Source organism: Bifidobacterium ruminantium DSM 6489, assembly GCF_000770925.1.
Lineage (GTDB): Bacteria > Actinomycetota > Actinomycetes > Actinomycetales > Bifidobacteriaceae > Bifidobacterium > Bifidobacterium ruminantium.
Window position 1 is genome coordinate 75,579 of the sequence record NZ_JDTK01000013.1, and the last position, 15,206, is coordinate 90,784.

General features: G+C 60.3%; 10 protein-coding genes and 1 tRNA gene. 8 read left to right on the forward strand and 3 right to left on the reverse strand.

Annotation, left to right across the window (positions count from 1 at the left end; translation table 11 throughout):
* Positions 1-119: 119 nt before the first annotated feature.
* Positions 120-941: an IclR family transcriptional regulator gene (locus OU26_RS06340; protein WP_026647250.1), complete on the reverse strand. Its 822-nt coding sequence runs from the start codon at positions 939-941 to the stop codon at positions 120-122.
* A 315-nt stretch (positions 942-1,256) separates the two neighbouring features.
* Between OU26_RS06340 and leuC the strand changes: the two genes are divergently transcribed.
* The 5 genes from leuC to OU26_RS10210 all read left to right on the forward strand — a co-directional run bounded on the left by leuC (position 1,257) and on the right by OU26_RS10210 (position 7,870).
* The gene (gene leuC / locus OU26_RS06345) at positions 1,257-2,660 is read left to right on the forward strand and encodes a 3-isopropylmalate dehydratase large subunit (protein ID WP_026647251.1); all 1,404 of its coding nucleotides are present in this window, start codon (positions 1,257-1,259) and stop codon (positions 2,658-2,660) included.
* Positions 2,661-2,718: 58 nt separating this feature from the next.
* Positions 2,719-3,399: a 3-isopropylmalate dehydratase small subunit gene (leuD, locus tag OU26_RS06350; RefSeq protein ID WP_026647252.1), complete on the forward strand. Its 681-nt coding sequence runs from the start codon at positions 2,719-2,721 to the stop codon at positions 3,397-3,399.
* Between the two features lie 257 nt (positions 3,400-3,656).
* Positions 3,657-3,730 (forward strand) — tRNA-Pro (locus OU26_RS06355).
* A gap of 1,025 nt (positions 3,731-4,755) precedes the next feature.
* A complete protein-coding gene (locus tag OU26_RS06365; protein ID WP_051916210.1) occupies positions 4,756-6,849 on the forward strand; it encodes an ATP-dependent nuclease in 2,094 nt (697 codons plus the stop codon).
* A 625-nt stretch (positions 6,850-7,474) separates the two neighbouring features.
* Positions 7,475-7,870, forward strand: a complete 396-nt coding sequence (locus tag OU26_RS10210; RefSeq protein ID WP_026647017.1) for an iron chaperone — start codon at positions 7,475-7,477, stop codon at positions 7,868-7,870.
* Positions 7,871-7,978: 108 nt separating this feature from the next.
* Here the strand turns inward: OU26_RS10210 and OU26_RS06375 are convergent, their stop codons facing one another.
* Both OU26_RS06375 and OU26_RS06380 read right to left on the reverse strand, forming a co-directional pair.
* On the reverse strand, positions 7,979-9,187 hold the full coding sequence (locus OU26_RS06375; RefSeq protein ID WP_026647016.1) for a beta/alpha barrel domain-containing protein: 1,209 nt from the start codon (positions 9,185-9,187) through the stop codon (positions 7,979-7,981).
* Between the two features lie 175 nt (positions 9,188-9,362).
* Positions 9,363-10,496: a GmrSD restriction endonuclease domain-containing protein gene (locus OU26_RS06380; protein ID WP_420312511.1), complete on the reverse strand. Its 1,134-nt coding sequence runs from the start codon at positions 10,494-10,496 to the stop codon at positions 9,363-9,365.
* Positions 10,497-10,809: 313 nt separating this feature from the next.
* On the opposite strand from OU26_RS06380, the gene murA reads away from it, so the two are divergent.
* The 3 genes from murA to OU26_RS06395 all read left to right on the forward strand — a co-directional run bounded on the left by murA (position 10,810) and on the right by OU26_RS06395 (position 15,157).
* On the forward strand, positions 10,810-12,135 hold the full coding sequence (gene murA / locus OU26_RS06385; protein ID WP_026647014.1) for a UDP-N-acetylglucosamine 1-carboxyvinyltransferase: 1,326 nt from the start codon (positions 10,810-10,812) through the stop codon (positions 12,133-12,135).
* 309 nt (positions 12,136-12,444) lie between these two features.
* Positions 12,445-13,875 carry an RNA-binding domain-containing protein gene (locus OU26_RS06390; protein ID WP_026647013.1) on the forward strand — a complete coding sequence of 477 codons (1,431 nt, stop codon included), beginning with the start codon at positions 12,445-12,447 and terminating at the stop codon, positions 13,873-13,875.
* Positions 13,876-14,089: 214 nt separating this feature from the next.
* Positions 14,090-15,157, forward strand: a complete 1,068-nt coding sequence (locus OU26_RS06395) for a Fic family protein (protein ID WP_026647012.1) — start codon at positions 14,090-14,092, stop codon at positions 15,155-15,157.
* The last annotated feature ends 49 nt before the right edge of the window (positions 15,158-15,206 follow it).

Consider the following 15,206-nt stretch of genomic DNA (forward strand, 5'->3'; position numbering starts at 1 on the left):
TCTGCGTTGGCATGTCCGGTACTTACGCAAAATGCCGATTCGTCGAAGATGGCGAATCGGCATTTTCGTGTCGAAATAAGAACGGTATATAAGCGAATCGGCGGATCGCTGTGGAACCGTCAGCGTCCGGAGGAGGCCTTGATCAGCGCGTCGGTGAGATACTTGCCGGCGGCCATGACCAGCGGCGCGTAGCGGCGGCCTGGATTGGCGCCCATGCGGCCGTTCGGACCGGAAATCGAAATGGCGGCGATCACCTGGCCGGAGGCATTGCGGATCGGCGCGGAAATCGAGCACACGCCTTCGTCGCGTTCGTTGACCGACTCGGCCCAACCGCGCTTGCGGACGGCGGTGAGCTTGGCCGCGGAGAACTTGGCGTGGCGCAGTCCCTGATGAAGTCGTTCGGAATCCTCCCATGCCAGCAGGATCTGCGCCGCGGAGCCCGCTTCCATGGACAGCATCGCGCCGACCGGAATGGAATCGCGCAGGCCGGAGGCGCGTTCCACGGCTGCGATGCAGACGCGCTGGTCGCCCTGACGGCGGTAGATCTGCGCGGATTCGCCGGTGCGATCGAGCAGGGTTTGCAGAATAGGCGCCGCCGCGGTGAGCAGACGGTCCTCGCCTGCCGCGGCCGCAAGCTCCGCGAATCGCGAGCCGAGCACGAAGCGGCCATGCTGGTCGCGCAGTACGAAGCGATGCCGTTCCAGCGCGATCGCAAGACGGTGCGCCGTCGGACGTGCGAGCCCGGTCGTGGAAACCAGCTGTCCGAGCGTGGCCGGACCGGATTCAAGGGCGTCGAGGATTTTGACTGTCTTGTCGAGCACGCCGACCCCGGAATGGATTTCATTGCTTTGAGGGGGTGCCGTATATGTGCCATCCGCCTCGTGCGCAGCGTTCTCGGCCTGCGACGGGGGCATAGCTTTGCTCGGGTTCGAAGAAGTCATACGTCGAATTATGCCATCTCACATATTGAAATGCAAAATGTATGTGGTTCGCGAGTGGGGTAAAGCGGATATCTTACTCTTTTTGCGATGGCGATCGAAGCTGGGAAAATGCTGAAATTCCAACGTTTTTACGGTTGGTGTCGGGTTAAGCTCCGGCGGAGCGCGTCCGGCCGCCGCATCCTCCCCGTTTTCATATCTCATATACCGGCATCCGGGAGCTCGAACCCGTTTCGAGACCATAGGCTTATAGCACGAGTAACGCGGTGACGCAATAGCCGCAAGGAAATTAGTGAGGAAAACCGAGGAGGTCCCACAATGGGAACGACATTGGCCGAGAAGGTCTGGGCCGATCATCTGGTACGCAAGGGCAGCGATGGAGCTCCCGACTTGCTGTACATCGACCTGATGCTCATGCATGAGGTGACCAGCCCGCAGGCGTTCGAAGGCCTGCGTCTGGCAGGGCGCAAGCCGCGTCACGTCGACCAGCTCATCGCCACGGAAGACCACAACACGCCGACCGTCGACATCGACCGTCCGAATCCGGACGAGACTTCGGCGCTGCAGCTGAGCACGCTGGAAAAGAACTGCAAGGACTTCGGCGTTCGTCTGTGCCCGCTCGGCGATGCTGACCAGGGCGTGGTGCACGCGTTCGCTCCGGTGCTGGGCCTGACCCAGCCGGGCATGACCATCGTGTGCGGCGATTCGCACACCTCCACCCACGGCGCGTTCGGCGCGATGGCCATCGGCATCGGAACCTCCGAGGTTGAGCATGTCATGGCTACGCAGACCCTGAGCCTCAAGCCGTTCAAGACCATGGCCGTGAACATCGAGGGTGAGCTGCCGAAGGGCGTCACCGCCAAGGACATCATCCTCGCCATCATCGCGAAGATCGGCACCGGCGGAGGCCAGGGCCATGTCATCGAATACCGCGGCGAAGCCATCAAGAAGCTGTCGATGGATGCCCGCATGACCATCTGCAACATGTCGATCGAAGCCGGTGCGCGCGCTGGCATGATCGCGCCGGACGAGGTGACCTTCGAATACCTGAAGGGCCGTCCGCATGCACCGGAAGGCGAGATGTGGGACAAGGCCGTCGAATATTGGAAGACGCTGAAGACCGATGACGACGCCGTGTTCGACAAGGAAGTGACCATCAACGCAGCCGACCTCGAACCGTACGTCACCTGGGGCACCAACCCCGGCCAGGGCGTGAAGATCTCCGGCGTGGTGCCAGATCCGGCCTCCTTCAACGACGAGACCGAGCGTTCCGCCGCCGAGCGTGCCATCGCCTACATGGGCCTCAAGCCGGGCATGCGCATCAAGGACATCGCCGTGGACACCGTGTTCATCGGCTCCTGCACCAACGGACGCCTCGAGGACCTGCGCGTGGCCGCATCCATCATGAAGGGCCATCACAAGGCCGACAACATCCATCGCGTGCTCGTGGTGCCGGCCTCTTCCCGCGTGCGTCTGCAGGCGGAGAAGGAAGGCCTTGACAAGATCTTCAAGGACTTCGGCGCCGAATGGCGCAACGCTGGCTGCTCCATGTGCCTGGGCATGAACCCGGACAAGATGGTGGCCCGCGAACGCTCCATCTCCACCTCGAACCGTAACTTCGAAGGCCGTCAGGGCAAGGGCTCGCGCACGCATCTGGCGTCGCCGGCCGTCGCCGCCGCCACCGCCATCCGCGGAACCATCTGCTCGCCGGCGGATCTGTGAGCTTGGCTGAACAGCTTGCAATCGTAGGCAATCGTAAGTAATCGAAGGATTTGTTGAAATGGAAAAACTGACTACACTCACCGGCGTGGCCGTGCCGCTCCGCCGTTCCAATGTCGATACCGACCAGATCATCCCGGCCGTGTTCCTGAAGCGCGTGAAGAAAACCGGTTTCGACGACGCGCTGTTCTACGCATGGCGCCGCGATCCGGAATTCGTGCTGAACAAGCCGGAATACCAGCATGGCAAGATCCTAGTTGCCGGACCGGATTTCGGCATCGGCTCCTCCCGTGAGCATGCCGTGTGGGCGTTGCATGATTATGGCTTCCGCGTGGTGATCTCCTCCCGTTTCGCCGACATCTTCTACGGCAACACCGCCAAGAACGGCGTGCTGGCCGCGATCATGCCGCAGGAGTCCGTCGAACTGCTGTGGAAGCTGCTCGACGAAGAGCCGGGCCGCGAGATGACCGTCAGTCTGGAGGATCGCACCGTCACCTGCGGCGATGTGACGTTGCCGTTCGAAGTGAACGACTACACCCGTTGGCGTCTGATGAACGGCTATGACGATATCGACCTGACGCTGCAGCATGAGGACGACATCATCGCCTATGAGAAGATGCGCGCCGAGAAGTTCCCGTTCAAGCCGAAGACCCTGCCGGTCAAGCGCGAACCGGAGCAGCCGATTGAATCCGCCCGTGAGGGTGAATACCCTGATTGGCAAGGTCCGCTAGCCGATCGGTAGCCGGGATTAGTCTCCGAGGGGGTGCAGCATAGGCTGTTGGCCGCGGGATCCACATGGGTTCCGCGGCCTTTTGCGTTGTTGGCTGATACGTGTGTGGCGGGAAGCCGCGGTTGCGGGCGCATCTCGGCAATGGTGTACTCGGCGGGTTGCAACATCTGACAGATGCGGTCGTATCTGCGGGTGACGAGGGCCTGTTGCTGACGGCGGTCCGGTGTTGGGTGGGTATCTTGGGGAGGGTGCGCGGCGCGTTCGCGCATCGGGCTGTAGCGCAGCTTGGTAGCGCGCCTGCTTTGGGAGCAGGATGTCGCGGGTTCGAATCCCGCCAGCCCGACTTATAGGGTCAAATCGTTGATTTTCCAACGGTTTGGCCCTTTCTTTATAGGCCAAAAAGGTACTCGTAAAAGTACTCGTAAGAATCGACTACGACGAAACCGAATGAATCTACATTAAGCCTCGCCGTAATAATCTCGTTGGACTCCAGAAAACGCTCTAATGATAAGACCATCACACTGACACCGCCGACGCTCCGCGGTCGGCCATCCACTCTGTTGGCAGGCCCTATGAACGGAGGGAAACAACACACCATCCCAATAGTCTCTCATCTCAGGGTCGTCGCCTTCCACGGAGTCCTGACTAACTGACTCAGCACGCAACGTCGCATGTAATCGGGATAGCCTGCACGCAACGTTAAATCGGCGATTCTATGTAGGTTGATGCATTCTCGCAAAACCTGCACGCAGCTCAATCTACTTTGCGTGCTGGCTAATGGGCGTAGTCTCAACGTTTCTAAGGCTTTTTCTCTGTCTGCACGCAAGGTTGGGGAAGAAAGTGGCTGGCTGAGCAGCCACGCGCCGCCCTCCGGGCGCCGCCTTCCCAACCTTGCGGTGATAGCACCAAGTCCTCGACCCGCAACGCATGACCTCTCGACGTCACGGCTCGGCCATCACTTCCGAGTCGCCATCACAAAGGCTGGCACGGGCACTGAGTGCCATGTCATCATGCCGCTACGGCCCGGCTGAAGCCGTTCCTGCGCGGCAGCCGCCTAGGCCCTCAAGCGCCCACCACCAAGCCATGCATGGCACCTCAGTACGCCACCCTAGCCCGACATCAGCACGTCGCGGGCTCGAACCCGGTACTACTCACGGACCGACTGTAGCCGCCGAGTACTCGTAAAAGTACTCGTAGAACCAAGCCAATGCTGGAAAACCCCGAGACTGCAATAAATTCTTCAAATCCCGCCAGCCCGACGAATAGGGTTCCGGTGGTGCTCGCCGGGACCCCGCTTTCCGTGTGAAGACGCTGGAGGTGTCTATATTGGAGGGAAGCGCAGATCGTCCGCACAAGACAAGGAATGTGATGAAGCTCTCCCACCTATCCATCAAGAACCATAGCCGGCTCATGCATGACATCGACATCGAGGTGCGCCGCCACCTCGTGCTCGTCGGGCCCAACGACTCGGGAAAATCGTCGGTTATGCGATGCCTCGACCTCCTGCTTGGCGCGGCGCCCGAGGAACTCGCGCTGCGCCTGAGCCCCGACGACCTGCGCGACAAGTCGGCGCCGTTCATCGTGCGCTGCCGTCTCGACGGACTCACGCCGACGGAAGCCGACGTTTTTGGTGACGCCGTGGTGGACGGGGGCGTCTCGATGCGCCTGTTCGTCACCGGGGACGGACGCGGCGGCGTCACCGGGGACGGACGCGGCGGCGTCACGGCCGCGCGCTTCGTGCGGGAACGCAATGCGCGCGGCATACTCGGGGAACGTCCGCTGCGCGACGCCGAGCTGAGCGCACTGCGCTGGCGATTCGCGAGCTCCCAGCGCCGGCCCATATACGCGGCGCCGTCGCCCGAGGAGAAGGTGTACATGCAGCTGCGGCGACTGCACGGGCTGAGCATGCCGGGCGATTCGTACCTCAACACCGCCGTGTCGAGCGTGGACCTGGGCAAAAGCGCGCGCAAGATCGCGGCATCGTATAGGTCCGTCGACAATGCGCTGCACCAGTCGCCGGAGCTGCGCCTTCTGCGCGAGCAGATTGCGCAGAAGCTGTCGCAGATCTCGCCGCGCACTGTGCGCCCCGAGGACGTGAGCTTCGCGTACGCCGGCCTGCCTGAGAACCCCTCGAACCCGATGGAAGGCGTCGACCTGCGCGTCAACACGGGGGACATGCATTCCGAGCGCTCCGAGGTGATGGGCTCCATCGCGCAGTTCGTGCTCGCCATGCGTGGCGCCGGCATTCTCGCCATTGACGAGCCGGAGCTGCACCTGCATCCCAGCTCGCAGCGCAGCCTCGCGAAGATGCTCGCCGCGAACGACACGCAGTGCATTGTCTCCACTCATTCGGCCGATATCGTCAGCGCCTTCGACCCCGATTGCATCGTGGCCATGAAGAACGGCGAGGCGCGTCAGCTCAAACCCGGCGCGCTCGACTCCGACGCGTGCGTGCGCATGAAGCTGTGGATGCACGACCGGCTCGAGCCGCTCACCGCCACCAAGCTCATCCTCGTGGAGGGCATCACCGACCGGCTTCTTGTACAGCGCGTGGCGGAGCTTACGGGGCGCGACCTCGACCGACTCGGGGTCTCACTGGTGCAGACTGACGGCGTGGACAAGATGATTCCGTTCGACAAACTGTTCGGGCCGGAAGGATTCGACGTGCCCATCTTCCGTCTGATTGACAAGGACGCGGTCGAGAACATGGCGAAGAAACTCAATGTGCCCGTGCAGCAGCTGTCTTCAAAGCATGTGTATGTAAGCCAATGCGACCTCGAGGAGGAATACGTCAAGGGGCTCGCGCCGGGATTCGTGTGGAAGGCGATGAGCGAAGGCGACAATTTCTCGAAGGCCGAAATCGACGCCTGGCAGCGCAAGTGGAATAACAAGCAGACGCCGACGAAGCAGCAGGTGGCGGATTTCTGCCGCGCGAACAACAACAAGGTGCCGGCGTGCATGTCGGTGCTCGATGTGCTGACCCCGGCGAACGCGGGGAAGATCAAGTCAATCAATGCGCTGCTTGATGCGGTCGTGGGTCCTGCGCGCGGTGGTGCTGGTGACGGTGTTGCTGTGGGCGTGGGTGTTGCGGGCGGCGTTGGCGCGGGTTCCGCCGCGGCGCAGGAACACGATGATATCGTCGCCGCCATGACGCGCCCCGCCATCGCCCTCAGCCACGCTTCGAAGAATGCCGCGGTGCCGGACGATTCCGAGCCGGCCGAGGCGGCTGCGGCGGCCGACGGGACCAAGGCGATCGATGAAGTCAAGGTGGACGGCGAGACCAGGGCGACCCCCAAGAAGCCGACCCCCAAGAAGCCGGCTGTTCAGCCTCAGAAGAAGTCGTCTCCGAAGAATCAAGCTCCCAAGAGTCAGGCTCCTAAGGCAAGCGTTCAGAAGAAGCAGCTTCAACAGAAGTCGACTCGAAAGAAGCAGCCTCGGAAGAACCCGACTCCGATGAAGTAGACGAAACCCGCCTCTAGGAAATCCTCGACCTGTTTATGTTCAATAGGGAGTTGAGGTTTTGTCAGGTAGTTTTTTCGGGTTTGGCTCTCTGGTTGCTTCATGTTGTGCCATGTGGCTTGTTATCTGCCGTGTCCTACCAACGGCGCGATACGGGGATCGCGAGATAGAGCAGTATTTGCGGGGGTGTCTGCGGTTCGGCTGATGCGTTTGCAGGAGCCCGTGGACGCGGTCGTATCTGCCGGTTGTGGGGGCTTGTCGTTGACGGCGGTCCGGTGTTGGGTGGGTATCTTGGGAGGGTGCGGTCGGTCGCTCGCGGCTGGTCGCGGATGGGTGTGTATCTTGGGGTTCCTGTTTTCGGCGGGTTGCAGGAACAACGATTTGGTCTTCCGGTTGCTTCATGTTGTGCCATGTGGCTTGTTATCTGCCGTGTCCTGCAAACGGCGCGGTACAGGAACCAGCAGATAGGGCTGCAACGCGCGTTCGCCGTCGAATGGGCGGCGAACCGTGGGGGAGCGGGGAAGACGATGCCGCCGGCTGGCGATTCGCCGTGTCCGATACGGTACGCTTACGGGAACAGTGCGGCCGGGCGAAGCCGGAACGCATCCCGATCGGATTGGAGCAGCACATGGCGAAATTCGCGAACGTCGAGGAATATCTTGACTCGATTGCCGACGGGCGGCATCGCGCCGAATTCAAGGAATTGCTCGACTGGGTGCATGCCACATGGCCGCAGCTGGTCTGCGAAGTCAAATGGAACCAACCGATGTTCATGGACCATGGCACATTCATCATCGGGTTCACCGCGCTGACCAATCATGTGACCGTCGGCTCCGAACCGCGCGCATTCGAGCATGCCATGCCGCTGATCGAGCAGCAGCATCTCAAACGCGGCAAGAAAACCTTCCAAATCCCGTATGGGCGTAGCGACGCGTGGAAGGTGCTCGAGCAGATCATCGAATTCACCATCGCCGACAAGCGCGACGTGCAGACCTTCTGGGACCAGCGTCGTCCCGAATGCTGATGGTGCCCTGCTTCTGCCGGCGCTGAATGCCCCGTCAGCGTCGGCAGAAGCAGAAGGCAGGTGTGGCGGGCATGCCCATGTGGATTTGCCGCACCCTGATGAGCTGCTTCACTCGTTGACGGCGGCCTTGATTCGCCGGGCGAGCGTCGCATCCCACATGGCGCCGGTCGCGCTCATCACCGCATCTGCACCCGCCTTTCGGTACGCGAGGTAATGTTCCGGCTCGATGACCCCGCCGACGCCGATGATCGCGAAATCAAGCCCGAGGCGCTCGAGGATCGCCGACAGGCGGCGGACCATGTCCAGTCCAGCCCCACGGATCGCGTTCCCGCACACACCGCTGCGGTCGCGACCCTCGCCGGGAAGCGCCTGATTGCCGGAAGCGTCCACGAGTTTCGCGGAAATCGTGTTGATAGTGGAGAAACCTTGTGCCGTGCCATGTCCGACGGTTTCGCGCACCATGGTCTCGAGCTCGATATCCGAGGGGAAATAGGCGAGTTTGACGATGAGCGGCCGGTCGCCGATCTCGTTCTTGACTGCTTCGGTGATGCGGCCGACCAGATGCGGGTCGTGGCACAGCAGCCGGTTATGGCCTTCGTTCGGGCAGCTCGTGTTCATTTCCATGAGCTGTGCGCCGGTTTCGCATACGAGCCGTGCAGTGGCCACGTGGTCGGCGATGTACTCGTCGGTGCTCATGCCGGCGACGCGTGAGCCTTGGAAACTCGGCACCAACAGCTGTCCGGGGCCGGCGGCGGCGATGGCGTCACGCATATCCGGCTGCCATACATCAGGATCGCGCGACGGCACGCCGAAGGAATTGGAAATGGAAATCGGCAAATCATATCGGGTGTCCGCGAGCACGCCTTCATCGAGTTCGGGGCTGCCGGGGGTGAGCGATCCGTCTGCCGCCTTGGGGTGCACGGCCAGCACGTTCGGGAAAGGATTGCAGCCCCATGCGCGCGACCGCACGGTTTTGTACACGGCCAAATCGAATCCCATACGGAAGGCGGCGGTCGTGAACCGTGAGTTGAGCAGCGGGCCGGCGGGAATGCCGAACGGCAGATTCACGGGGAAACCGAGCACGGTTGCGGGTTCTGTGGGGGTTGCGTGTGTCGCAGCGGTTTCATCGGTTGTCGGAGCCGATTCGGAAGTCGCCGCGGAATCCATCGTGCCGCTGTTGGATGCTGCAGCCTCGCCTTTCAGTACCGAAGCCTCACCCGCCAGCGCCTGCGCGAACTGGCCGAACGGCCCACGCCGGTAATTGTCGTCATACGTGAGATTGACGTCGTAGAACGGCTCGAATTGCTCGTTGGTCATGCTTGCAAACTCCCGTCATTTGCCTTTCGGCACCCGTATTTGCTCCCAGTATATGGATTGGCGTGATTGGTCGTGGCGATGTGCGGCGCTGGTGAGACGATTTGCGCGGCTGATTCAGAACGACCGATTCGGGTGGCATCCCAAAACCGACCGCGCAGTCGATCCCGACCAGCAATCACTCGCAGGCTACGCCGTCGCCATCGCGGTCGAGTTTCCTGGAATACCCCGGTTGCCCCTGATACAGCGGAGCCTTGCCCGCAGCGCGGACGGCCGAGCAGTTCTGGTAGTAGACATCCCCGCCGGATTGCTGCGCTGGCGCTGGAGCCGGTGCAGCCTGTGCCGGTGCTGGTGCCGGTGCGGGTGCGGCTTGTGTCTGTGCCGGTGCGGGCGCCTGCACAGGCTGGCTGTCTGCTTGCGCAGAGGCGGCCACACCGCCGACATCGGGCACGGTCTGCCCTGGGCAGCCGGACAATACGTTGGTCATCGCGTCTTTCTCAGCCTGCGTCACCCACAGTGCGTACTTGTGTTTCACGCCGATCTGCCGTGCGACATACTGGCAGCGGAACGACTTGTTCGACGGCAGCCAGGACGCCGCGTCGGAATCGGATTTCTGCTGGTTTGCTGGCCCGTCCACCGCGAGCAGATTGTATGGGTCATTCGCCAGTTGCAGCCGCTGGTCAGCGTTGAGCTGCTGCGCGCCCTTTTGCCACGCGTCGGACAACGCGACGACATGGTCGATCTGCACGGCGGTTGACGTATGCTGTCCGCGCACGAAATTGATGGTTTTCCCGGTGTACGGGTCGTTGAGCGTGCCGGTCTTGACCACGCAATCATGCGTGCCAGATTTGAAGGTCACGTTCGTCATATCGCGTTTGAGGATGTCGTTGCGCGTGTCGCAGCCGTTGTGATCGACGTCCGACCAGGCGGCACCGAATTGGGTGCGCGCGTATCCGGTCTTGGGTGCGCGCCCTTTAACCGGCAGGGTTGCCAGCATGTCGACGGCGGCGCCGGACGCGTTGGACGATCCTGAATTTGCGTCGGATTGCGCGGATGCGTCGTCTGACGGGCTTGCGCTGGATTCGGACGTTTCGCTCGGAGAGGCGGATTCGGACGGAGTCGCGCTCTCCGACGCGGAATCGCTTGACAACGCCGATGTATCGCTGTCGGACCCGCCGCACGCGGACAACGGCACCAGCATTGTGCCTGCGAGGATTGCGGCGATCAGCTTGGTCAGCGAACGTCCCCTGGAAAAGACGCCACGCGTGATATTCGAATATTGGCGCTCTCCCGCGCCGCCGGAATTGCTCATGTGATGCTCCTCCACATGCTTGATCATTCCAAATCCCTCCGAAGCACCGCCCGATAGCGTGCTTCAACGAGACATTCTATGTCCGCAGGAAGGCTGACAACCGGCATCTCGCAAGCGTGTCATGGACGGTGTTGTCGTTGTTCTGTGGCGATTGGCGGAAAACCGCTTTTCACGTACGATTCGGCTGGTAGCATGTTCACCGCTTATGCACATGCGGTGTGGCACCATGGTGATACCAACCAGTAGTGTGTCAGCGTCGGCCGCCCATCGGGGCGACAGACGCGTCCGGGCAAGGGAATCGAAAGAGGTCGACGTGGTCGAAGAGAAAGACGATATGCTCCATGTTGAGGGCGGCAAGCCGCTCCATGGCACGATCAAGGTTCGCGGAGCCAAGAATTTCGTAAGCAAGGCCATGGTCGCCGCCCTGCTCGCGCCCGGTAAGTCCGTCTTGAAGAATGTGCCGGAAATCCGCGATGTCCATGTGGTGTCCGATTTGCTGCGCCTGCACGGCGTGGACGTGAATGTGGACGGCAAGAACGGCGTGGTGACGATTGACGCCACCCATGTGCAGCTTGCCGACGTGGCCGACGTGGATACGCTGTCCGGATCGTCCCGCATTCCGATTCTGTTCTCCGGCCCGCTGCTGCACCGTCTGGGCGAGGCGTTCATTCCGGCGCTCGGCGGTTGCAATATCGGCGGTCGTCCGATCGATTTCCATCTTGAGACCCTGCGCAAGCTCGGCGCGAATGTGGACAAGGAGCATAAGGACGGCATCCATATCACCGCACCGAACGGACTGCACGGCGCGAAGATTCACCTGCCGTACCCGTCCGTGGGTGCCACCGAGCAGACGCTGCTCGCCGCCGTACTCGCCGAAGGTAAAACCGAGCTGTCCGGCGCTGCCATCGAACCCGAAATCATGGATCTGGTGAACGTGCTGCAGAAGATGGGTGCGCTCATCTCCGTGGACGTGGACCGCACGTTCCGCATCGAAGGCGTCAAGGAGCTCAAGGGCTATACGCACACGTCGCTGACCGACCGTATCGAGGCGGCATCCTGGGCATCCGCGGCGCTCGCCACCCATGGCGACATCTTCGTCAAGGGCGCGACCCAGCCGGAGATGCTGACCTTCCTGAACGTGTTCCGCAAGATCGGCGGCGAATTCGACATCACCGACAAGGGCATCCGCTTCTGGCATCCGGGTGGCGACCTGAAGCCGGTGGCCATCGAGACCGACGTGCATCCGGGCTTTATGACCGACTGGCAGCAGCCGCTCGTCGTGGCGCTGACCCAGGCCAATGGCCTTTCCATCGTGCATGAGACCGTGTATGAGAACCGTTTCGGCTTCACCAAGCCGCTGGTGCAGATGGGAGCCACCATCCAGCTGTATCGCGAATGCCTCGGCTCCCTGCCGTGCCGTTTCCAGCAGCGCAACTACAAGCATTCCGCGGTCATCTTCGGACCGACCCCGCTCACCGGCCGCGACATCGACGTGCCGGATTTGCGCGGCGGCTTCAGCCACCTGATCGCGGCGTTGGCTGCCAAGGGTCCGTCCAATGTGCAGGGCATCTCCCTGATCGACCGCGGCTACGCCGACTTCCGCGGCAAGCTGGAAGCCCTCGGCGCCGATTTCGACTAATCGCTTCGGTCGATTGCTTTGACTGGCATTGGCCGACGCTGGTCGCTGGCCGATGGCCATCATCGACTTCAGCCGGCATCCGCATCGCGCGGGTGCCGGCTTTGTCATATGTGGCGGCTTGTGCGGCGACCTGCACGGTGCATTTGCTGAGAATCGTGCAGGTCGCGTTAGAGCTCTTGTCTCCGTTGCTTTTTTCGCATCAGGGTGGGGATAGATTCCGAATATGGTTAAATATGAATCAAGAGGTCGAATCGCGGTCGAATCGCGGTCGAATCGACGGGTCGAGGACTCCTGTAATGAGGTGAATCAATGGATATCGCAGATTTTGAGGACATTCTCCGTGCAGGTGAAAGCTCGACGGTGGAATTCAAACGATGCGGAGGCAATCCTGAGCATGACACTTATGAGACTATTTGCTCGTTCGCCAATCATGCTGGAGGCGCCATCTTCCTTGGTGTGAAGGATGATGGCACGGTATTGGGGGTTCCCGAGAAATCAGCCTTGAGCATCGAGCGCAATATCGCCAATGTGACCGGACAGCCGCAATCGTTCTCCCCGACGCTGTTTGTAGAAACGGAACGTTTCCAATATGACGGGAAGACCGTGATTCGTATATGGGTGCCGCCGACTTCATCCGTATTCCGCTATAAAGGGCAGATATGGGATCGTGTTGCGGATGCTGACAGACGAATCGACGGTGAGATGCAGATCACCCAGATGTATATTCGCAAACAGAACATTTTCACGGAACAGCACATCTATCCAGGATTGTCGTTTGAGGATCTTGATTCAAATTTGATAGCCAGAATCCGCGCAATGGCGGAAAGTAAAACCCCTGATCATCCATGGGGCGGGATGGATGATCGGACTTTGTTGCGTAGCGCTCGCCTGTATGCGCGGGACTATGGCAGCAAGACTGAGGGATTGACATTGGCCGCCGGACTTTTGCTGGGGAAGGATGAGGTGATTGCCGATTTGCTTCCCGCTTATAAAACCGATGCCGTTGTCAGACGTGATGATTTGGATCGATATGATGATCGGCTGATAGTCCGTACCAATCTGATTGATGCGTATGAGCAGCTTTCAGCATTCATGCGTAAATCGTTGCCGGATAGTTTCCATGCGGAGAATGGCACGGCTGTCAGCGCGCGCGATTGGATCGTCAGGGAATTGGTATCGAACATCCTTGTGCATCGTGAATATTCCAGTCCGGTTCCGGCCCAAATCATCATCTCGGATGAAGGAATTGAGACGCGCAATGCCAGCCGTCCGGTTTTTGAAGGTGAGATCGATTTGGATAACTTCACTCCTGTGCCTAAGAATCCGTTGATTGCTGACGTGTTTATGCAGATTGGTTTGGCTGAGGAATTGGGCAGTGGCGTGAGGAATCTCATGAAATATACGAAGCTGTATTCCGGAGGCGAGCCAAGATTCCATGATGGTTTGGTGTTCACGGCATTCGTGCCTGTCCGTGAGCGTGATGCCGAACATGAGAACAAGGTTGGACGGAAATCTGGGGAGGTGGCTGATGTGGCGGCTATCAGTATTGAGGATGCCGTCAAACGTCTGTTGTCTCGGCACGATGAGATCACGATCGCTCAAATCGCGCAATTGAGTGGCTCTGATGTCCGTGCTGTAAGACGTAAGGTTGGAAGGCTGGTTGAAAAGGGGTATTTGGTCGCTCTGGGCAAGACCCGTAATCGCCGCTATATGAAAGCGGAAGAGACCGTCAGTCATTAAAACTGATTAAGCGTCCGGCCACCAGCCATCATCGACTTCAGCCGGCATCCGCCTCGCGCGGGTGCCGGCTTTGTCATGCGTGACGGGTTTGTACGGCGGCCCGCGCAGGGACGTCTGCGCCTGCTTTATTGCATCATCACCTGTTTTTCTGCATTATTTGATAGTAAAATGATGCAGAAAAAGACATGGTGATGCAGAAAGCGAAGGTGAAACGATGCATGTGTTTGACTATCGGCAGACGCCGTTAGCCTTATTGTCCGCGGACATCACCGGATTGTTGTTGGAGATTCGGGAGTGCAAGGGTCGCCAGGCATTGTGGATGACGGCTCGTCCCGAGGTGCTGCGTTCCCTCCTTGACGTGGCACGCGTGGAAAGCGTCGGCGCATCGAACCGCATCGAAGGCATAGCCACCACCCGTCCGAGGCTGGAGGGGATCGTGTTGCACGCCACGGAACCCCACGGACGCGACGAACAGGAGATAGCCGGCTACCGTGACGTGCTGGCGCTGATCCATGAACAGCATGAATACATCGATGTCACCGCCAACACCATTCTGCAATTGCATCGCGATCTTATGCGGCATACATCGTTCTCCTATGGCGGCCGTTGGAAGGACACGGATAACGAGATAGTCGGTTTCGATGCGGACGGCAGACGCGTGACGCGATTCGTGCCCACGTCCGCCATCGCCACGCCCGCCGCCATGGACGATCTGTGCGCTGCCCTGCATGATGGACTTGCGCATGGGGATGGCGATCCGCTGCTGACCGTATGCGGATTCGTATTCGATTTTCTTTGCGTTCATCCGTTCAATGACGGCAACGGGCGTATGAGCAGACTGCTCACGGTGCTGCTTCTGGAACGTTTGGGGTATCAGGTCTGCGCATACGTGAGCGTCGAGCGTCTAATCGAAGACAATAAGGCGCTTTATTATGAGGCTCTTGCCGAGAGTTCCACTGGTTGGGATGATAACCGCAATGACGAGACGCCATTCGTGCGGTTCATGCTGGGGATCATTCTGGCGGCGTATCGCGATTTCGCCGATCGAGTGGAATCCGTGTCCGGAGGCAACCGCCGTACCAAGTCGCAACGTGTCGCGGATATCTTCGACCGCAGGCTTGGCAAGGTCACCAAAGCCATGATTCATGAGGAATGCCCGGACATCAGCATGACCACCATCGAACGAACGCTTGCGAATCTTCTTTCCCAAGGCCGTATCGAAAAAGTGGGTTCCGGTCGGGCGACCGGATATGTGTCGCGACGCGGTGCGTCGAACAATTGATTTCATCGTTCTCGGATTGACTTCAGCCGGCATCCGCATCGCGCGGGTG